The sequence below is a fragment of the Aeromicrobium sp. EU05-FHT14F07 genome, from assembly GCF_058790455.1.
Map to the genome: position 1 here is coordinate 152,298 of NZ_JBYTCR010000004.1, position 19,825 is coordinate 172,122.

Here is a 19,825-nt window from a genome sequence, read left to right on the forward strand (position 1 = left end):
TCAGCTGACGACCACGGCCAGGACGACGCCGAGCAGCACCACGCCGAGCGCGCCGATGCCCGCCCCGGCGAACGGCCACGGCCACAGGGGCCGACCCGCCCCGGCCGCCCGCACCATCCGGAACGCGCTGAACAGCACGCCCGCGAGGAGCAGCAGCCACAGCAGGCCGATGCCGCCGAACAGCAGCAGCGAGCCCCCGGCCTCGCAGACCAGCGGGTCGTCGGGCTCGCCGACGCAGCCGTCGCCGACCATGATCAGCAGCGGCGAGACCGCGCCGAGGACCAGCGAGCCGAGGGTGAGGCCGATCCACAGCAGCACCGACACCACGATGTCCACGAAGCGCGCCGACGTCATGGGCGGACGCTGCTCCGGCTCCCCGGTCTTCGACGGCCAGCCCTCGGACGGCTCGGGCGGCGGAGCGGTCATCAGGCGACGACGACCTCGACCCGCTGGAACTCCTTGAGCTCGGTGTAGCCGGTGGTGGCCATGGCACGGCGCAGCGCGCCGATGAGGTTCATCGTGCCGTCGGGAACGGACGACGGACCGAACAGCACCGACTCCAGCGACCCGACCGTGCCGATCTCGACCCGCTTGCCGCGCGGCAGCTCGTGGTGCCAGGCCTCGGCGCCCCAGTGGAAGCCGCGACCGGGCGCCTCCGTGGCCCGCGCGAACGGCGAGCCGATCATGACGGCGTCGGCGCCGCAGGCGATCGCCTTGGCGATGTCGCCGCTGCGCCCGATCGAGCCGTCGGCGATGACGTGGACGTAGCGTCCGCCGGACTCGTCGAGGTAGTCCCGACGCGCGGCGGCCACGTCGGCCACGGCCGACGCCATGGGGACGGCCAGACCCAGCACGGAGCGGGTGGTGTGCGCCGCGCCGCCGCCGAAGCCGACCAGCACGCCCGCGGCGCCGGTGCGCATGAGGTGCAGGGCGGCCTGGTAGGTGGCGCAGCCGCCGACGACGACCGGGACGTCGAGCTCGTAGATGAACTGCTTGAGGTTCAACGGCTCCGTCTGGCTCGACACGTGCTCGGCCGAGACGGTGGTGCCGCGGATGACGAACAGGTCGACGCCAGCGTCGACCACGACGTCGGCGAACTGCTTGGTGCGCTGCGGCGAGAGCGCGGCGGCCACCGTGACTCCGGCCTCGCGGATCTCGGCGAGCCGGTCCTTGATGAGCGCCGGCTTGATCGGCTCGGCGTAGATGTCCTGGAGGCGCGCGGTGGCGGCGACGGCGTCGAGCGAGGCGATCTCCGCGAGCAGCGGCGTCGGGTCCTCGTAGCGGGTCCAGAGTCCCTCGAGGTCGAGGACGCCGAGGCCGCCGTGGCGACCGAGGGCGATGACCGTCTCCGGGCTCATCACGCTGTCCATCGGGGCGGCGATGACGGGCAGGTCGAAGCGGTAGGCGTCGATCTGCCAGGCGGTGGAGACCTCCTCGGGGTCACGCGTGCGCCGGCTGGGCACGATCGCGATGTCGTCGAAGGAGTACGCGCGCCGACCGCGCTTGGCGGCACCGATGTCGAGCTCAGGCATGGGTCCACCCTAGTGCCGCCGGCGACCGCCTCGCCCTGCCCGGCTGCGGACGCACACCTGGACCGACGTCGGCGGCCCTTGGCAGGATCGCTGAGGTCGCCGACGATGGAGGGGTGCCGACTATGACCGACGCGCAGAGCTGGACGCTGATCATCGGGTTCCTGACCACGACGGTCGCCGTGCTCGGTGTCGTCATGACCTCCTTCCACCGCACGCTGCAGGCGGGGCTGACGGCGGTACGGCACGAGCTGCGCGGTGAGATCGGCACCGTCCGCGCCGAGATCGACGGCCTCCGCACCGAGATGCGCACGGAGTTCCGCCGCGTCGACGAGCGGCTCGACCACCTCGACCGCGACGTGCAGGCCCTCGCCCGCCACGTCTTCGACCGCCCGGAGTAGACCCGGGCTCCTGCGGACCCGTCGCCGACGAGCCGCCGCGGTCAGCGTCCGGCGTAGTTGGGCGCCTCGACCGTCATCTGGATGTCGTGGGGGTGGCTCTCCTTGAGCCCCGCCGACGTGATCCGCACGAAGCGGCCGCGGTCCTGCAGCTCGGGGATGGTGCGCGACCCGACGTAGAACATCGACTGGTGCAGACCACCGACGAGCTGGTGGGCCACGGCGCCGAGCGGACCGCGGTAGGCCACCTGGCCCTCGATGCCCTCGGGCACGATCTTGTCGTCGCTGACGACGTCGGCCTGGAAGTACCGGTCCTTGGAGTAGGACTTCTTGCCGCGCGAGGCCATGGCGCCGATGGAGCCCATGCCGCGGTAGGTCTTGTACTGCTTGCCGTTCATGAAGATGAGGTCGCCGGGGCTCTCCTCGCAGCCGGCGAGCAGCGAGCCGACCATGACGGTGTCGGCACCGGCCACGAGGGCCTTCGCGATGTCGCCGGAGTACTGCAGACCGCCGTCGGCGATGACGGGGATGCCGGCGGGCTTCGCGGCGAGCGAGGCCTCGTACACGGCCGAGACCTGTGGGACACCGACGCCCGCGACGACGCGGGTGGTGCAGATGGACCCGGGACCGACGCCGACCTTGACCGCGTCGACACCGGCGTCGACGAGCGCCTGCGACCCGGCGCGGGTGGCGACGTTGCCGCCGACGACCTGGATGTCGGCGAAGTTCTTGTCGGCCTTGATGCGGCGGATCATGTCGAGCAGGAGGCGGGCGTGGCCGTGTGCGGTGTCGACGACGAGGACGTCGACACCGGCCTCGCGGAGGGCGTTGGCGCGGTCCCAGGAGTCGCCGAAGAAGCCGACGGCGGCACCGACGAGCAGCCGGCCCTCGCCGTCCTTGCTGGCGAGCGGGAACTGCTCGGACTTCACGAAGTCCTTGACGGTGATGAGTCCGGCGAGCCGGCCCTCGTCGTCGACGATCGGGAGCCGCTCGCGCTTGTGCTGGCGCAGCAGCGCCGAGGCGTCCTCGCGGCTGATGCCGACCGGTCCGGTGACGAGCGGCATGGGCGTCATGACGTCGCCGACCAGCGTGCTGGCCCACTCGGCGACGGGCGTGAAGCGCAGGTCGCGGTTGGTGATGATGCCGATGAGCCGGTCGTCGGGGTCGACGACGGGCAGGCCGGAGACGCGGTACTCGCCGCAGAGCTCGTCGAGCTCCTCCAGGGTCGCCTTCGGGCCGATGGTGACCGGGTTGGGGATGATGCCGGTCTGGGTGCGCTTCACCAGGTCGACCTGGTAGCTCTGGTCCTCGATCGAGAGGTTGCGGTGCAGGATGCCGATACCGCCCTCGCGGGCCATGGCGATCGCCATGCGGGACTCGGTGACGGTGTCCATCGCGCTCGAGAGCAGCGGGATGCGCAGGGTCAGGTCGCGCGTCAGGCGGGCGGTGGTGTCGACCTCGCTGGGCACGACGTCGGTCTCGCCCGGCAGCAGCAGGACGTCGTCGTACGTGAGACCGAGACTGGCGAACTTGTCGGGGATGCCCTGCTCCATGCACCCATCCTACGACCGTCCGCCAGGGGTCCCGACCGTGTGGAGGGTGACGTCCGACGCGTGACGTCGCCCGAGTTCGAGCGCTCTGCGTCTTGTGGACCTGGTGACGGTTTCCCGGCGCGGAACCGTCGCCAACTCCACAAAACGCCGACGGCTACAGGCCGACCTTGCCCTCGGCCCAGTACGGCTGCGTCCGGACGGCCTTGCGGTCGAGACCGACGACGTCACGCAGGAGCGAGCGCTGGCGCTGGATCGCCGGCCCGTTGCCCGCCAGGTAGGCGACCGGGTCGTCGAGCACACGCAGCGCCTCGACGTTCGCCCTCAGCCAGGCGTCCACGACGGCACCGGGCACCTCGAGGGCGGGCAGCACGGTGGCGTCGGGCAGGAGCGCCTGGGTCGCGGCGACGTCGGGCTCGGGCACCTCCAGCACGGTCAGCAGCTCGCGGCCCTCGTTCGCCGCGCGGTCGGCCATGCACAGCGCGAGGCTGATGACGGTCGCGTCGCCGAGCAGCACGACGGGCCGGTCGCCGCTGAGCGCCCAGGTGAACGCCCGCGCCGACGCCCAGCGGCACACCTTGACGGGGTCGCCCGGCACCCACCCCTCCACCAGGTCGTGCCCGGGCGTGGGGCCCGGGTGGTCGTGACGCTGCACGACGATCGTGAGCGCGTCGCCGACGACTCGGGCGGGCGTGTAGTGCCGGAACGCGTTGCGGGCGACCCGGAACGCCGTGACGTCGCACGGCTCGATCGTCGCACCGTGGAAGTCGGTGCTGGCCAGGACGAGACGACGCAGCCCGGGTGAGAGCAGGTCGTTGGCGCGGACCACGGCGTCGTGGGCCTGCGACTCGACGTAGCTGGCGAGCAGCGTGGGGGTGCGGGCCACGGCTCAGCCCTTCCCGAGGGTGCGCAGGTCGTCCGCGTAGGCGTCGAGCACGTCGGCGTAGCCGCGCGCGCTCGGCGCGACCTCGAACCGCCAGGGCAGGTAGGCGTCGTCGCGCGCTGCGGTGGTCCGGGCCCAGATCGGCTGGTCCTGCAGCCTCTCCAGGTGCTGTCGGCCCCCGCGGGTGTCCCACATCGCGACGTCGACGTCGTAGGTGTCGGCGTTCTCCCAGCTCACGGCGTCCCAGTAGACGCCCTCGTCGAGGTCGCGCTCGTCGGGCTCCACGACGTCGAGGCCGACCTCCTCGCGCAGGTAGCGCAGGTCGCCGTAGGCCGAGGGGTTCGCGACGTACAGGAGGTCGGGCGTGGTCGACGTCGCGACCAGGGTCGGGTCGCCCGCCGCCCGGGCCGCGGCCCGCAGCCGGTCCCCCGCCGCGGCGAGCGCGGCGTGGTCGTCCTCGAAGGTCGCCGGGTCGGCCCCGAGTGCCGTCGCGAGCCGCTCGGCGTTGTCGATGATCCCGTCGACCGTCTCGCCCTCGTACGTCACGGCAGCCACCGGGTAGGCCTTCTCGACCCGTGCCCCGGTGTCGGGATCGATGAACGAGAGCGCGTCGCCGACGTAGTGGGTCGTCACCACCAGGTCGGGGCGGGTGGCCGCCAGTGCCTCGACGTCCAGGGTCCCGGACTCCGCCGCGCCCGTCACGTCGTCGACCGTCGAGAGGTCGAGGTCGGGCGACTGCAGGCCGAGGTCGGGGTCCGGGTTGTCGGGCTTGCCGAACACGGCCACCACCCGGTCCCCGAGCCCCATGTCGGCGAGGGCCGCGGCGACGTCCTTGCTGGCCGCGATCCGCTGCGGGGCCGCGTCGAGCGAGATCCGCGTGCCGAGGTCGTCCGTGAAGGTCCAGGCGTCAGCGGAGTCGTCGCCGGAGCCGGCACCGCACCCGGCGACCGCCAGCAGCACGGCCGCGGGCAGCACGGAGCGCGACCGTGCCCTCACGACGCCTTCTTCTCCAGCTCGGCCGAGAAGAGGTCCATGATGGCCGCGCGACCCTGCGGGCTCGGCGGGCCGACGGAGTTCCACGGCACATACGCGTCGTTCCTCGCGGCCGTCGTCTTGCCCCACACCGGCTCGCTGCGGAGCTTCTCCAGCGTCGCCGAGCCGCCACGGGCGTCCCAGAGGGCGTAGTCCGCGTCGTACAGGTCGGCCTTCTCCCAGCTCAGGGACTGCCAGTAGCCGCCCTCGTCGAGGTCGGGCTTCTTCGGCGTGACGATGTCGAGGCCGAGCTCGTCCCGGTAGTACTGCAGGTCGGGGTTGGCGTCGGGGTTGGACACGTAGAACAGCTCGGGCGTGAGCGAGACGGCCTCGTACGTCGGGTGGCCGAGCGCGGCGTCGGCGGCCTTCAGCCGTGTCGACGCCTGCTCGAAGGCATGGCGCCCCTCGGCGAAGTCGGCCTCGTCGGCACCGAGCGCGAGGGCCAGCTTCTCGGCGCTGTCGAAGATCTGCTCCTGCGTCTTCCCCTCGTAGGAGATGACGCCGATCGGGTAAGTGCCCTCGAGCTTCTTCTGCGTCGCCTCGTTCACGTACCAGAGCGTCGGCTCGACGTAGGTGCTGGTGAGCACGACGTCGGGCCTCAGCTCCGCGACCTTCTCGAGGTCGAGGTCGCCGTATTCGCCCTTGCCCGTGACGTCCACGACGTCGTCGACGTCCAGCCCGACGGCCTGCAGGTCCGCGTCGCCGTCGGGGTTCTTGAGCGGTCCGAAGACGCCCACGACCCGGTCGCCGAGCCCGAGGTCGGTCAGGGCCGCGGCCACGGACGACTGCGCGACGATCCGCTGCGGTGCCTCGTCGAGCTCGAGGGTGGTGCCGAGGTCGTCGGTGTAGGTCCAGGCGCCGTCGGCGCCGGAGTCGTCGGAGGACGCGCCACAGGCCGTCCCGAGCAGCATCACGACCGCCACCAGGACGGCCTGCAGCGGGCGCCTCATCGCGTGTACTTCTCGAGGCCGTCCGCGAACCGGTCGAAGATGTCGGCGTAGGCCTGGGCCGACGGCGGCGCCACGGACGTCCACGGGATGTAGGCGTCGTTCTTGGCGGCCGTGGTCTTGCCCCAGACCGGCTCCTTCTTCAGCGCGGCGAGACCGGCGCTGCCGATGCGGTCGTCCCAGTAGGCGATGTCCGCGTCGTAGGTGTCGGCCTTCTCCCAGCTGAGCGACTCGAAGTAGCCGCCCTCGTCGGGGTTCTTCGGCGTGATGACGTCGAGGCCGATCTCGTCGCGGTAGTACTTCAGGTCGGGGCTGACATCGGGGTTGGAGACGTAGAACAGGTCCGGCGAGTAGGACACGGCGAGGATGGAGGGCTTCGCGCCCTCGGCGACGTCGGTCAGCCGCTGCTTGGCGGCGTCGAACGCCTCCTGGCCCTTGTCGCCGGCGTCGTCGGACGCGCCGAGCGCCTTCGCGGCCTTCTCGGTCGACTCGATGATCTGCGGCAGGGTCTTGCCGTCGAAGCTGATGACGAGCGTCTGGTACTGCTTCTCGAGCTTCGTCTGCGCGTCCTTGTTGATGTACCAGAGGTCGGGCTCGACGTAGGAGCTGGTCACGACGAGGTCGGGCTTGAGACCGGCCATCTTCTCGAGGTCGATGTCGCCGTACTCGCCGTCGCCGGTCACGTCCTCGACCGCGTCGACGTCGAGGCCGGCAGCCTGGCTGTCGACGTCGCCGTCGGCGTTCTTCACCGGACCGAAGACGCCCACGATCTTGTCGCCGAGGCCGAGGTCGGTGAGTGCCGCCGCGACCGAGGACTGCGCGACGATCCGCTGGGGCGCCTTGTCGAGCTCGAGCTTGGTGCCGAGGTCGTCGGTGTAGGTCCAGGCCTGGTCGGACGAGGCGTCGTCGGAGGACGAGCCGCAGGCGGCGAGGGGGAGGGCGAGGGCCACGGCGACCGCTGCGGCGAGGCGTCGGGGCGTGAACGTACGTCGGGTCATGCAGGGGAGCCTAACCTAGGCCAGCCTTACCTCGGCAGGGGATGGTCCGGTCTCCCGCGTGAGGTGGACCACCCCGTCAGGCCTCGACGCTCGACAGCGGTGGCCGCGGCGCGCACCATGAGGACGTGGACCGCACCAGCGTCGTCGTCTCGCGCGAGATCGTCGCCACGCCCTCGGTCGTGTTCGCCCTGCTCGCCGACCCGCGGCGTCACGCGGAGATCGACGGGTCGGACATGGTGCGCGCCGACGACGGAGCCGTGCCGGTCACCGCCGTCGGCCAGGTGTTCCGCATGCACGTGCACCACCCGCGCGCCGGCGACTACCGCACGGACAACGTCGTCACCCGCTTCCGGCACGACGCTGAGGTGGCGTGGCGCACCGGTCCGGTCGACGGCGTCCCACCGGGCTGGGAGTGGAGGTGGGACGTCTCCGCGAGGGCCGGGGGGACCCTGGTGTCGCTCACCTACGACTGGTCCGACGTCGACGACCCCGCGATCCACCGGAGGGTCGGCGGCTTCCCCGCCGTCCCCACGTCGGCGCTCGAGAAGACCCTCGACCGCCTCGAGACGGCCGTCGGCCGACTCAGCGACGTCCCGCGGCCAGGAGCTCCTCGACCGTCACCAGCTTGACCCTCGGGCGCCCGGACGCGCGACCGGCGTCGACCTCGTGACGCTCGATGGCGCGCACCCCGGGTGCCTGCACGAGGTCGGGCTGGCGCTTGCGCAGCAGACGCGCGAAGGCACGACCCGACCGCGCAGGGCTCGCGAGCCGACCCTCCGCGGCGTCGGCGAGCAGGGTCGTGACCGTCTCCCCGGCACAGATGCGGTTCGCGCCGATGCCGCCCGTCGACCCACGCTTGGCCCAGCCGACGACGTAGGCCCCGCGGACGGCATCACCCGTCGCCGGGTCGACGACGCGACCGTCCGCGTTCGGGATGATGCCGCGGTCGGCGTCGAACGGCAGGCCCGGCACCGCGCGCCCACGTCGACCGATGGAGCTGACGAGCAGACGGGTGGGTGCCTCGACGTCGCCGTCGGGTCCGGCGACCGTGACCGAGGCGAGGGTCCCGTCGCCGTGCGCCGCGACGACGCGTCGACCGAAGGCGAGCACGAGCCGACGTCCGGGCTCGGGGTCGCTCGACCAGTCGCTGCGCACCCGGCGACGGTGGGCGAGCAGCGCCGCCTTGGAACCGGGTGCTGCGGCGTCGAGCGTGGCGGCCGTCGCGGCGTCCTCCTCGACCACGAGCTCGATGCCGTCGGGGAGGGTGAGCAGCTCGGGTCGCGTGAAGGCCGCCTCCTCCGGCCCACGACGACCGAGGAGCACGACCTCGCGCACGTCGCCCCGGCGGATCGCCTCGAGGGCGTGGTCGGCGATCTCGGTGCCGGCGAGGCGGTCCGGGTCGCTCAGCAGGATGCGGGCGACGTCGAGTGCGACGTTGCCGTTGCCGACGACGAACACGCGGGACCCGTCGACGCGGATCGCGTCGCCGGGGACCTCCGGGTCGCCGTTGTACCAGGAGACGGTCTCGGTCGACCCGTGGACGCCGTCGAGGTCCTCGCCCTCGATGCCGAGCCGACGGTCCTCGGGCGCGCCGATGCCGTAGACGACCGCGTCGTGGTGCTCGAGCAGCTCGGCGTGGCTGACGTGACGCCCGACCTCCACGTTCATGAAGAGCGACGTGCGGGGGTGCTCGTACGTCCAGGAGAACGTGTCGCCGACCCGCTTGGTCTCGCCGTGGTCGGGTGCGACGCCCGCGCGCAGCAGGCCGCCGGGGACCGGCAGGCGGTCGACGAAGGAGATGTCCGCGTCGGTCGCGGCGAGGATCTCACGCGCGGCGTAGGTGGCCGCCGGGCCCGTGCCGACGACGGCCACGCGCAGGCCCGTGGGCACGCCAGGACGCACCCGCGCGTGCGTCTGCTCCTTCGCGACGGCCCGGTCGGGACGCTCGGCGTAGTACGCGGCGTTCAGCTCGACGAACACCTCCTCGCCACCGCGGAGGATCTCGATCGGCTTGATCGCCGAGGCAGGACAGGCGTCGGCGCACGCACCGCAGTCGATGCAGGCGCGCGCGTCGACGTAGAGGATGTCGGTGTGGCCGAAGTCGGGCTCGCCGGGCGTCGGGTGGATGCAGTCGACCGGGCACACCTCGACGCACGAGGCGTCGGAGCAGCAGCTCTGGGTGATCGCGAAGGGCATGGGCGGATCAGAGCATGTGGACGCGGCGGTACAGCCGCTTGGCCGCAGGCGTCAGCAGGCCCGCCTCGGACAGGAAGTCCATGAGGTGGACGCACGACAGGCGCATGAGGGCGTGGTGGTGCTCGTTGTTCTTGGCCGCCTCGACGGCCTCCTTCACGTCGAGACCGGCCTCGGCGTAGACGTCGGGCTGCACCAGGCTCTTGACGATGAAGTAGCCGACGCTGGCGATCTGCAGGGCGCTCGCCTTGCGCCGGAACTCGGAGATGCCGCGCATCGCCTCGATGGTCTCGTGGCGCGCGAACTTCATGTGGCGCGACTCCTCGACCACGTGGATCTTGCAGATCGTCTTGACCTGCGGGGCGACGGACGCACCGCGCATCCAGTCGCGCTGCATGACGTCGAGCACCTCCTCGGCGACGAGGATCGACGTGTACGCGACCTCGTTGCGGGCGGTGAGCTTGAGCAGCTTGGCGGCCTGGTGCAGCGGCTTGGCCGGCAGGTACGAGCGACCGGCGATCAGCTGGGCGCCCTTGGCGAACATGATCGAGTGACGGCACTCGTCGGCGATCTCGGTGAGCGCGAACTGGAACTCGCTGCTCGCGTAGTCCTTGTCGTAGATGTCGACGAGGAGCATCTGCTGGAGCAGCATCTCGAACCAGATGCCGATGCTGGCGACGCTGGCGGCCTCGTGACGCGTCAGGGTCGCGCGCTGCTCGGGGCTCATCCGCTCCCAGATCTCGGTGCCGTAGAGGGTGCACCACTCCGGGTTGACGCCGTCGTGCAGCGGGTCGAGCGGCGCGTCCCAGTCGACCTCCTTCTCGGGGTCGTACGAGAGCTGGGCCGACGAGGACAGCAGACGCTCCAGCACACCGTCGCGCTCGACCTCGGCGCGGAAGGCTGCGGCGTCGTGCTCCGGGCTGGGTGCGGTGATCGTCATGGTGGGACTCCTCGACTCGACAGCGATGATGTGACATCGGGAGTGTCGCATCCGTACCCACGGTATGCCCGTGGTGTCGGAAGCGCAAGAGACCCACGTCACCGTCCGTTCGTTCGCTCGTCTCGTCCGCGGTTCCCCGGTCGTCCTGGGAGTCCGCGGGCCGCGTCAGGACCGGGCGTCGAGGTAGGTGCGGGCGAGCGGCGCGGAGGCGCGGGCGAGCCAGGCGTCCTCGACGGCCTCGGCCAGCCGCGACGGGTCGACGGCCTCGAGCTCGACGAGGTATCCGGGGTGGTTCGCCAGGTGCTCGATGGTGAACAGGCCCGGCGTGCCCTCGCCGAGGATGGCGTCGCGCTCGGCGAGGTCCTCGGTGCGCAGGCCGACGATCTCGCCGTGGGGCACGCGCGCGTCGCCGAACCGGCGCAGGTCGGCCTGCGTGAAGGGGCGGACCCAGCAGAAGACCGCCTTCTCGACGAACCACGCACGGTTGCGGAAGGTGGTGCCCTCGGTCACCGACGGCAGGGCGGTGCACAGGCGCTCGACGTCGGCGAGGGTGGGCACGGACCCAGCGTCGTGCGGGGAGGTCGGCCCGTCAACCCTCCGTCGCCCCCCCGACGCGACGAGGCCCGCCGTCCCGGGTGGGACGACGGGCCTCGGTCGCGGTGCGGCTGACTCAGTGGCTGTGCCCGGCGTGGGCGTCACCCTGGTCGTCGGCCGGCTTGTCGGCCACGAGCGTCTCGGTCGTGAGCAGCATCGCGGTGATCGACGCGGCGTTGGCCAGCGCGGAGCGCGTGACCTTGACCGGGTCGAGGATGCCCTGCGCGAGCAGGTCACCGTACTCGCCGGTGGCGGCGTTGTAGCCCTGGCCGCTCTCGCGGACCTTGGAGACGACGACCTCGCCGGAGACGCCGCCGTTGCGGGCGATCCACTCCAGCGGGGCGTCGGCACCGATGCGGACGATGCGCACGCCGACACCCTCGTCGCCGGTGAGGCCGAGGTCGTCGTCGAGCACGGACACGGCGTGGACGAGGGCGGAGCCGCCGCCGGCGACGATGCCCTCCTCGATGGCCGCGCGGGTCGCCGAGACGGCGTCCTCGATGCGGTGCTTCTTCTCCTTCAGCTCGACCTCGGTGGCCGCGCCGACCTGGATGACGCAGACGCCGCCGGCGAGCTTCGCGAGCCGCTCCTGGAGCTTCTCGCGGTCCCAGTCGGAGTCGGTGAGCTCGATCTCGGCCTTGATCTGGTTGACCCGGCCCTCGACCTCGGCAGCGTCGCCGCCGCCGTCGATGATCGTGGTGTCGTCCTTGGTGACGACGACGCGACGGGCGGTGCCGAGCACCTCGAGGCCGACCTGGTCGAGCTTGAGGCCGACGTCGGGGGTGACGACGGTCGCGCCGGTGAGGGTCGCGATGTCCTGCAGCATGGCCTTGCGACGGTCGCCGAACGCGGGCGCCTTGACGGCGACCGAGGTGAACGTGCCGCGGATCTTGTTCACGACGAGGGTGCTGAGGGCCTCGCCCTCGACGTCCTCGGCGATGATGAACAGGCTCTTGTTGGCCGCGATGACCTTCTCCAGCAGCGGGAGCAGCTCGGCGACCGAGCTGATCTTGCCCTGGTTGACGAGCACGTAGGGGTCGTCGAGGACGGACTCCATGCGCTCGGTGTCGGTGACCATGTACGGCGACAGGTAGCCCTTGTCGAACTGCATGCCCTCGGTGAAGTCGAGCTGCGTGCCGAGGGAGTTGGACTCCTCGACGGTGATGACGCCGTCCTTGCCGACCTTGTCGAAGGCCTCGGCGATGAGCTCGCCGATGTGGGCGTCGCGCGAGGAGACGGTGGCGACGTCGGTCATGTCCTTGATGTCGTCGACGTCGCGGGCGACCTCGTGCAGGCGCTCGGAGACGGCCTTGACGGCGGCCTCGATGCCCTTCTTGAGGCCGACGGGGTTGGCGCCGGCGGCGACGGCGCGCAGGCCCTCGTGGACCATCGCCTGGGCGAGCACGGTGGCCGTGGTGGTGCCGTCACCGGCGACGTCGTTCGTCTTGGTGGCGACCTCCTTGGCGAGCTGCGCGCCGAGGTTCTCGAACGGGTCGTCGAGCTCGACCTCACGCGCGACGGTGACGCCGTCGTTCGTGATCGTGGGGGCGCCCCACTTCTTGTCGAGCACGACGTAGCGGCCCTTGGGGCCGAGGGTGACCTTGACGGTGTTCGCGAGGGCGTCGACGCCGCGCTCGAGCGCGCGGCGTGCGTCCTCGTCGAACTCGAGGATCTTGGGCATGGTGATGCCTTCCTACGAAACGACTGAATGGTGGTGTCCGGCGAGAGCCGGAGGTGGCGCGTCAGCACGGTCCTGACGCGCATGGGACCCGACCGGCAAGGCGCGCGAGCGACGGCGACCCGTTCTTGGTCGCCGAGCGAGCAGCAACGCCGCCGGCCGGGAGCCCAGGTGCGTCAGGAGACGACGGCGAGGACATCGCGGGCGGAGAGGATGAGGAACTCCTCGCCCGAGTACTTGACCTCGGTTCCGCCGTACTTGCTGAAGATGACCTTGTCGCCGACGTTGACGTCGAGCGGGACGCGGTTGCCGGAGTCGTCGATGCGGCCGGGGCCGACGGCGACGACCTCGCCCTCCTGGGGCTTCTCCTTGGCGGTGTCCGGGATGACGAGTCCGGATGCGGTGGTCTGCTCGGCCTCGACGGCCTTGATGACGAGACGATCCTCGAGCGGCTTGATGGTGACCGACACTGGTCGACCTCCCCTTCAACGATGTGGTGAGTGACGGATGAACGTGATGGGTGTGCACGCCGTCGCGGGGGCCGTGCACGGGTTGGCAGTCTCATGGTTCGAGTGCCAGTTCAGAATCTAGCACTCACCCCTCCCGAGTGCTAAGGGGTGTTCTCCCTCGGCGGACAAGCTGCCGTGGGCGGTCGCGGCCCCCGCGGGGGTGCCGCGCCTCGGGCGGCGGAGGGCACCACCTGCCACGATGGCGTCGTGGACCTGGCGACGTTCGAGCGGTTGCAGACCGACGAGGGTCGGGCGCTGGTGGCCGAGGTGCACGACCGCGCGGGTCGGGAGTCGGACCTGGCGCTGGGCACGCGTCTGCGCAAGGTCCACGACGCGCAGCTGGTGGCGGCAGCGGTGACGCAGAACCACCTGCGGGGACTGGCGCGCAGCAAGCTGGGCGACGACGCGGCGGGCATGTACTTCACGCACGACGCGTTGCAGCAGGCCACGCGTGGTGCGGTCGCGTCGCTGCGGGCCGGGCGGCTCGCGGCGTCGGGCGCGACGGCGGTGCTCGACCTGGGCTGCGGCATCGGGTCCGACCTCGTGGCGTTCGCCCGTGCCGGGCTGCGGGTGCGCGGCGTCGAGCGCGACCCGGTGCGTGCGGCGATCGCGTCGGCCAACCTGCGCGCGCTCGGTCTCGAGGGGGAGGTGGTGTGCGCCGACGCGGCCGACGTCGAGCCGACGCCGGACGAGGTGGTGTTCCTCGACCCCGCCCGCCGCGACGACCGGGGGCGGGTGTTCGACCCGGAGGCGATGAGTCCGCCGTGGTCGGTGGTCGAGGCGCACCTGGCGGGCCGGGCCGTCGTGAAGACGATGCCGGGCATCCCGCACGACCTGGTGTCCGACGGCGTGGAGGCCCAGTGGGTGAGCGACGGCGGCGACCTCGTCGAGGCGTGCCTGTGGGGGGCGGGCCTCGACCTGCCGGACCGCGTGCCGCGTCGGGCGACGGCGCTGCCGGGTCCGCACGAGCTCAGTGGCGACGGGGCGGCCGGCGACGTGGGTGAGCTCGGCGGCTGGCTGCACGAGCCCGACGACGCGGTCATCCGCTCCGGCCTGGTGGGGGCGCTGGCGGAGGAGATCGACGGGCAGCTGGTCGACCCGCGGATCGCGTGGGTGACGACCGACGTGGAGGTGCGCCACCCGCTGGCCCGGTCCTTCCGCGTCGTGGCGGAGCTGCCGTTCCGCGAGAAGCAGCTGAAGGCGGCGCTGGTCGCGCGCGACGTCGGCACGCTGACGGTGAAGAAGCGCGGGGTCGACGTCGTCCCCGAGGTGCTCGTGCGCCGGCTGCGCCTGAAGGGGTCGCAGCGCGCCACGGTCGTGCTGACGCGGGTGGACGACAAGGCCGTCGCCCTCCTCGTCGACCCCCTCCCCCGCTGACACCTGGTCCTTGGGGTTGGGCCTCACCCCAAGGGTGACTCCCCACTCCAGCGCTGGGTTGGGATGCACCCGTCGGGGAGGGGCGATGGCGGAACCACGCGTCGGGCGTCGGGCCCGTGCCCGTGCCCGTGCCCGTGCCCGGATCGTCGCCCCTTCGATACGCCGACACCCCCACCCAAAGGATTCGTCTCACCCCAACACTGGGTTGGGCGGTCAGACTTCGAGTGGGGCCCAACCCAAAGGGTGAGCGGGCCTAGGGTGGGGGCGTGCGCATCGACCTGAACGCCGACGTCGCCGAGTCGCCGGACGACCTCGCCCTGCTCGACGTGGTCACGAGCGCGAACGTGTGCTGCGGGGCGTACGCGGGGGGCGAGGAGCTCATGCTCGACGCGTGCGAGCGCGCCGTCGAGCGGGGCGTGGTCGTGGGTGCGCAGGTCGGCTACCCCGACCGCGAGGGGTTCGGCCGACGACCGCAGGACCCGACCGACGACGAGCTCGTCGCGACCCTGCGCGAGCAGCTCGACCTGCTCGCCGAGGTCGCGGACGCGGTCGGCACGCGCGTCGCCTACGTGAAGCCGCACGGCGCGCTCTACAACACCGTCGTGCACGACGAGCGGCAGGCGGCGGCAGTCGTCGACGCCGTCGCACCGTACGGCCTCCCGCTGCTCGGGCTGCCCGGCGCCGCCAGCCTGCGTCTGGCCGCGGCCGACGGGCTGCAGGTCGTCACCGAGGGCTTCGCCGACCGCGCCTACACGCCCGACGGGCTCCTGGTGCCTCGCTCCGAGCCGGGTGCCGTGCTCGGCGACGCCGCTGCGGTCGCGGGCCAGGCACTGCGCCTCGCCCCGCAGGTCGACTCGCTCTGCGTCCACGGCGACTCCCCCGGTGCCCTCGACCTCGCGCGCGTCGTGCGTGCCGCGCTCGTCGAGGCCGGTCACGAGGTCGCTCCCTTCGCATGAGGGCCCCGGAGCGGTGGTGCTGACATGAGGGTCCTGGCGTGCGGCGAGGACGCCGTCCTGCTCGACTGCGCCGACCTCGACGACGCCCGCCGACGCCACGCGTCGCTCGTCGGCCACCCGGACGTGACCGAGGCCGTGCTCGGTGCGCGCACCGTGCTGCTGCGCGGCCACCCCGCGACCCTGCGCGCCCTCGCCCGGAGCACCCCGCCGTCGGACGACGTCGCCCCGCGCGACGCGCGGGAGCACGTGGTGCCGGTCCGCTACGACGGCCCCGACCTCGCCGAGGTCGCCCGGCACACCGGTCTGGGCGAGGACGACGTCGTCGCCGCCCACACGGGCACGTCGTGGACGGTCGCGTTCGGCGGGTTCGCGCCCGGCTTCGCCTACCTCGTCGGCGGCGACCCCCGGCTCGTCGTGCCACGCCGCGCGACGCCGCGCCCGACGGTCCCGGCGGGCGCGGTCGGTCTCGCCGGCGAGTTCAGCGGCATCTACCCCCGTGCGTCGCCGGGTGGCTGGCAGCTGCTCGGCACCACCGACGTGGCGCTCTTCGACCTCGACCGCACGCCCGCCGCCCTCCTCGCGCCGGGCGACACCGTGCGCTTCACCGCCGCTGACCGTGACGTTCTGGCCCCCGACGACGCCGATCCGGGGCCACATCGTCACGGTCAGCGGGGCGGGGAGGGGTCGTGAGCCTGACGATGGTCTCGGCGGGCCCGCTCACGCTCGTCCAGGACGACGGCCGGCCCGGGCTCGCGGCGCAGGGCGTCGGGCCGTCCGGTGCGTTCGACCGGCGATCCCTGCGCCAGGCCCGCGTCCTCGTGGGCGACGGCGACCGTCCCACGGCCGTGCTGGAGGTGCTCGGCGGCGGCCTCGAGGTCCGCGCGGACGCAGCGCACGTCGTGGCGGTCACCGGCGCCGTCGGGCCGCTGCACGTCGACGCCACTCCCGTCGACCACGGCCGACCGCTGCGCCTGCGCGTCGGCCAGGTGCTGCGCGTCGGACCCTTCGCCGCGGGCCTGCGCGGCTACGTGGCGGTCGCCGGCGGTCTCGCCGTCCCGCCGACGCTGGGTTCGCGCAGCGCCGACGTCCTCGCCCGGCTCGGCCCACCGACGCTCGCCGACGGGGACGTCCTGCCCACGGGCCCGTCCGGCGAGCCGCCGACGGGCCCACCCGTCCCGCACCTGCTCACCCCGGGCATCACGACCGTCGACGTGGTCCTCGGGCCGCGCGACGACTGGTTCACCCCCGGAGCCGTCGCCACCCTCCTCGGCACCGGCTGGACCGTGTCGGAACGCTCCGACCGGATCGGGGTGCGGCTCGACGGTCCGGCGCTCCCCCGGGCCGTCGACGGGGAGCTGGCGAGCGAGCCGGTGGTGCGGGGCAGCGTGCAGGTGACGTCGGCGGGGCTGCCGGTGGTCCTCGGACCCGACCACCCCGTGACCGGCGGCTACCCGGTGGTCGGCGTGGTCACCGCGGCGGGCGTCGACCGGCTCGCGCAGGTGCGTCCCGGCGAGACGGTGCGCTTCCGGCGGCACGTCCTGCACTGACCGATCCACCCCTGGGGCACGATCGGAGCATGAGGCCCACCCACCGCCCCGTCGAGGACGGGGTCGCCACCGACCTGGCCGGCGAGTCCACGTACGGCTCCTACCTGCGGCTCGACCTCCTGCTCTCGGCGCAGCAGCCGGTCACCGACCACCACGACGAGATGCTGTTCGTCGTCCAGCACCAGGTGACCGAGCTGTGGCTCAAGCAGCTCGTGCACGAGCTGCGCTCGGCGATCGCGCTGGTCGACGCCGACCAGCTCGCGCCGGCGCTCAAGCGCCTCGCGCGGGTCAAGGCGGTGCAGCGGCAGATGTTCGAGCAGTGGGGCGTGCTGGAGACGCTGACGCCGGTCGAGTACCTGCAGTTCCGCGACGCGCTCGGGAAGGCGTCGGGCTTCCAGTCGGCGCAGTACCGCACGGTCGAGTTCCTCCTGGGCAACAAGAACCCGGCGATGGTGAGGGTCTTCGACCACGAGCCCGCCACGCGCGACCGGCTCGCCGCCGACCTCGCCGCCCCGAGCCTGTACGACGCGTTCCTGGCGTACCTCTCCCGCCACGGCCACGCCGTGCCCCGCGAGGTCCTCGACCGCGACCTGGCGCAGCCGTACGTGCCCCACACGGAGGTCGTGGAGGTGTTCCGTCGCGTGTACGCCGACCCGGAGGCGCACTGGGAGGTCTACGAGACCTGCGAGGAGCTGGTCGACGTCGAGGAGGGCTTCCACCTCTGGCGCTTCCGGCACCTGAAGACGGTGCAGCGCATCATCGGCCACAAGCGCGGCACCGGCGGGTCCAGCGGCACGACGTTCCTGCAGCGCGCCCTGGAGCTCACGTTCTTCCCGGAGCTCCAGGACGTCCGCACCGCCCTCTGACCGGCCACGCCCGGCGGGGGTGCCGGGCCGTGGGCGGCAGACGACCCGGCGGGGGTGCCGGGCCGTGGGCGGCAGAGCATCCCGGGGGCGGCTCAGCGTCGCAGCACCTTGCGTGCCGCCGCGTTGGCCGCGAACTGGCCGAGCTGCACGAGGACGATGACGACGGCGATCGCCGTCCAGGTGACCCACGGGTCGAACTGGCGGTAGCCGTAGGTGAGCGCGAAGTTGCCCAGCCCGCCGCCGCCGACGGTCCCGACGACCGCCGTCATGTCGACGACCGCGACGAACGCGAACGCGTACCCGAGGATGAGCGGGCCGAACGCCTCCGGCAGCAGCACGGTGAACACCACGCGCGTACGGCTGGCGCCCATCGCGCGGGCGGCCTCCAGCACGCCGGGAGGCACGCTCACGAGGTTCTGCTCCACGATGCGGCCGATACCGAACGCTGCGCCGAACACGACGGCGATGATCGCCATCGTGTTGCCGATCCCCGTGCCGACCACCGCGCGGGCGATGGGCTGCAGGCCGACGGCGAGCAGGATGAACGGGATCGGGCGGAACGTGTTGACGACGACGTTGAGGAGCACGTTGACGACGCGGTTCGGGGCGATCCCCCCGGCGCGGGTCACGTAGAGCGTCGTGCCGATGACCAGACCCAGCAGCCCGCCGAGCGTCAGGCCTCCCGCGACCAGGTACAGGGTCTCCCAGAGTGCGGTGAGAAGCTCGGAGTGGAGCTCGACGACCCGGTCCATCACGCCACCTCCCGCGTCTCGACGAGCGCGGAGACCGCGCCCACCGCCTCGTCCACACGTGCCGGGTCGCCGCGCAGCTCCAGCGTGAGGTGCCCGAACGCCCGACCGCGCACCTGCTCGACGCCGCCGTGGACGAGCTCGAACTCGACGTCGCGCCGCACGAGCTCGGCGAAGACCGCGCTCTGGCTGACGCTCTCGTCGCGGAAGGAGACGGTCACGAGGCGGCCGTCGTGGCGTCGGCGGATGGCCTCGACGGTGCGCTCGTCGGGCACGTCCTCGACGAGGGTGCGCACGAACCGCTGGGTGGCCGGGTGCTGCGGACGGGAGAACACGCCGAAGGCGTCACCCTCCTCCACGACGCGGCCTGCCTCCATCACGACCACCCGGTCGGCGATGGAGCGCACGACGTCCATCTCGTGGGTGATGACGAGGATCGTGACGCCGAGGTCGGCGTTGACGCGGCGCAGCAGGTTGAGCACGTCGACCGTCGTCTCCGGGTCGAGCGCGCTGGTCGCCTCGTCAGCCAGCAGGATCGCGGGACGGGTGGCGAGTGCGCGGGCGATGCCGACGCGCTGCTTCTGCCCGCCCGACAGCTGCTCGACGTGGGTGTGGGCCTTGTCCGCGAGACCGACGAAGGTCAGCAGCTCGACGATCCGCTCGTGCCGCTCCTGCCGCGGCACCCCGGCGACGACGAGCGGGTACTCGACGTTGCCGTACACGGTGCGCGAGGTGAAGAGGTTGAACTGCTGGAAGATCATGCCGATGCCGCGGCGGACCTGCTGCAGCCTCCGCTCGGACAGCCCGACGATCTCGGTGCCGTCGACGCGGATGGAGCCGGACGTGGCGGGCTCGAGCGCGTTGACGAGGCGCACGAGGGTCGACTTCCCGGCGCCGGAGTAGCCGACGATGCCGACGATCTCACCCGCCTCGAGGGACAGGTCGACGTCGCGCACGGCATGCACCGGCTCGGCACCCTTGCGGGCCGACGGATAGGTCTTCGTGACGTCCCGGATCTCGATGAGAGCCATGTCTCCTCCTGCACGGCGACGGACCCCGCGACGTCGCGTCGCGGGGCC

General features: G+C 72.3%; 21 protein-coding genes. 7 read left to right on the plus strand and 14 right to left on the minus strand.

Going from position 1 to position 19,825, the window contains the following annotated elements:
- A complete protein-coding gene (locus tag AC3WRM_RS05950) occupies positions 1-426 on the minus strand; it encodes a hypothetical protein (protein WP_492248828.1) in 426 nt (141 codons plus the stop codon).
- Positions 426-1,532: a GuaB3 family IMP dehydrogenase-related protein gene (locus AC3WRM_RS05955; protein WP_492248829.1), complete on the minus strand. Its 1,107-nt coding sequence runs from the start codon at positions 1,530-1,532 to the stop codon at positions 426-428. The genes AC3WRM_RS05950 and AC3WRM_RS05955 overlap by 1 nt, the downstream gene beginning before the upstream one ends.
- 122 nt (positions 1,533-1,654) lie before the next feature.
- On the opposite strand from AC3WRM_RS05955, the gene AC3WRM_RS05960 reads away from it, so the two are divergent.
- The gene (locus tag AC3WRM_RS05960; protein WP_492248830.1) at positions 1,655-1,930 is read left to right on the plus strand and encodes a hypothetical protein; all 276 of its coding nucleotides are present in this window, start codon (positions 1,655-1,657) and stop codon (positions 1,928-1,930) included.
- A gap of 41 nt (positions 1,931-1,971) precedes the next feature.
- On the opposite strand, the gene guaB is transcribed toward AC3WRM_RS05960, so the two are convergent.
- From guaB to AC3WRM_RS05985, 5 genes are all read right to left on the minus strand, one after another.
- Positions 1,972-3,480, minus strand: a complete 1,509-nt coding sequence (guaB, locus tag AC3WRM_RS05965; RefSeq protein WP_067854206.1) for an IMP dehydrogenase — start codon at positions 3,478-3,480, stop codon at positions 1,972-1,974.
- A gap of 154 nt (positions 3,481-3,634) precedes the next feature.
- Complete coding sequence (locus tag AC3WRM_RS05970) at positions 3,635-4,363, minus strand: siderophore-interacting protein (RefSeq protein WP_492248831.1); 729 nt, start codon at positions 4,361-4,363, stop codon at positions 3,635-3,637.
- A 3-nt stretch (positions 4,364-4,366) separates the two neighbouring features.
- Positions 4,367-5,356 (minus strand): ABC transporter substrate-binding protein, encoded by a 990-nt coding sequence (locus AC3WRM_RS05975; protein WP_492248832.1) that lies wholly within the window; start codon positions 5,354-5,356, stop codon positions 4,367-4,369.
- Positions 5,353-6,342, minus strand: coding sequence for an ABC transporter substrate-binding protein (locus tag AC3WRM_RS05980; protein WP_492248833.1), 990 nt, complete (start codon positions 6,340-6,342; stop codon positions 5,353-5,355). The genes AC3WRM_RS05975 and AC3WRM_RS05980 overlap by 4 nt, the downstream gene beginning before the upstream one ends.
- Entirely contained in the window at positions 6,339-7,337 is a 999-nt protein-coding gene (locus tag AC3WRM_RS05985; protein ID WP_492248834.1) for an ABC transporter substrate-binding protein, read from the minus strand. The genes AC3WRM_RS05980 and AC3WRM_RS05985 overlap by 4 nt, the downstream gene beginning before the upstream one ends.
- A gap of 125 nt (positions 7,338-7,462) precedes the next feature.
- Here AC3WRM_RS05985 and AC3WRM_RS05990 point away from each other — a divergent pair, with 125 nt between their 5' ends.
- The gene (locus AC3WRM_RS05990; RefSeq protein WP_492248835.1) at positions 7,463-7,966 is read left to right on the plus strand and encodes an SRPBCC family protein; all 504 of its coding nucleotides are present in this window, start codon (positions 7,463-7,465) and stop codon (positions 7,964-7,966) included.
- Here the strand turns inward: AC3WRM_RS05990 and AC3WRM_RS05995 are convergent.
- The 5 genes from AC3WRM_RS05995 to groES form a co-directional block, all read right to left on the minus strand.
- On the minus strand, positions 7,920-9,533 hold the full coding sequence (locus tag AC3WRM_RS05995) for an FAD-dependent oxidoreductase (RefSeq protein WP_492248836.1): 1,614 nt from the start codon (positions 9,531-9,533) through the stop codon (positions 7,920-7,922). The two genes, AC3WRM_RS05990 and AC3WRM_RS05995, sit on opposite strands and share 47 nt — an antisense overlap.
- A gap of 7 nt (positions 9,534-9,540) precedes the next feature.
- Complete coding sequence (locus AC3WRM_RS06000; RefSeq protein WP_492248837.1) at positions 9,541-10,470, minus strand: AurF N-oxygenase family protein; 930 nt, start codon at positions 10,468-10,470, stop codon at positions 9,541-9,543.
- A 165-nt stretch (positions 10,471-10,635) separates the two neighbouring features.
- Entirely contained in the window at positions 10,636-11,028 is a 393-nt protein-coding gene (locus AC3WRM_RS06005) for a hypothetical protein (RefSeq protein ID WP_492248838.1), read from the minus strand.
- 112 nt (positions 11,029-11,140) lie between these two features.
- Positions 11,141-12,745, minus strand: coding sequence for a chaperonin GroEL (gene groL / locus AC3WRM_RS06010; protein ID WP_492248839.1), 1,605 nt, complete (start codon positions 12,743-12,745; stop codon positions 11,141-11,143).
- 173 nt (positions 12,746-12,918) lie between these two features.
- Entirely contained in the window at positions 12,919-13,212 is a 294-nt protein-coding gene (gene groES / locus AC3WRM_RS06015; protein ID WP_067854175.1) for a co-chaperone GroES, read from the minus strand.
- A gap of 246 nt (positions 13,213-13,458) precedes the next feature.
- Between groES and AC3WRM_RS06020 the strand changes: the two genes are divergently transcribed.
- From AC3WRM_RS06020 to AC3WRM_RS06040, 5 genes are all read left to right on the plus strand, one after another.
- Positions 13,459-14,628 (plus strand): class I SAM-dependent methyltransferase, encoded by a 1,170-nt coding sequence (locus AC3WRM_RS06020; protein WP_492248840.1) that lies wholly within the window; start codon positions 13,459-13,461, stop codon positions 14,626-14,628.
- Between the two features lie 266 nt (positions 14,629-14,894).
- A complete protein-coding gene (locus AC3WRM_RS06025; protein WP_492248841.1) occupies positions 14,895-15,584 on the plus strand; it encodes a LamB/YcsF family protein in 690 nt (229 codons plus the stop codon).
- A gap of 24 nt (positions 15,585-15,608) precedes the next feature.
- Positions 15,609-16,274 (plus strand): 5-oxoprolinase subunit B family protein, encoded by a 666-nt coding sequence (locus tag AC3WRM_RS06030; protein ID WP_492248842.1) that lies wholly within the window; start codon positions 15,609-15,611, stop codon positions 16,272-16,274.
- Positions 16,271-17,131, plus strand: a complete 861-nt coding sequence (locus AC3WRM_RS06035) for a 5-oxoprolinase subunit C family protein (protein ID WP_492248843.1) — start codon at positions 16,271-16,273, stop codon at positions 17,129-17,131. Before AC3WRM_RS06030 ends, AC3WRM_RS06035 begins: the two co-directional genes overlap by 4 nt.
- Positions 17,132-17,160: 29 nt before the next feature.
- Complete coding sequence (locus tag AC3WRM_RS06040; RefSeq protein ID WP_492248844.1) at positions 17,161-17,997, plus strand: tryptophan 2,3-dioxygenase; 837 nt, start codon at positions 17,161-17,163, stop codon at positions 17,995-17,997.
- Between the two features lie 92 nt (positions 17,998-18,089).
- Here the strand turns inward: AC3WRM_RS06040 and AC3WRM_RS06045 are convergent, their stop codons facing one another.
- Both AC3WRM_RS06045 and AC3WRM_RS06050 read right to left on the minus strand, forming a co-directional pair.
- A complete protein-coding gene (locus tag AC3WRM_RS06045; RefSeq protein WP_492248845.1) occupies positions 18,090-18,749 on the minus strand; it encodes a methionine ABC transporter permease in 660 nt (219 codons plus the stop codon).
- Positions 18,749-19,777 (minus strand): methionine ABC transporter ATP-binding protein, encoded by a 1,029-nt coding sequence (locus tag AC3WRM_RS06050; RefSeq protein WP_492248846.1) that lies wholly within the window; start codon positions 19,775-19,777, stop codon positions 18,749-18,751. Before AC3WRM_RS06050 ends, AC3WRM_RS06045 begins: the two co-directional genes overlap by 1 nt.
- Positions 19,778-19,825 lie beyond the last annotated feature (48 nt).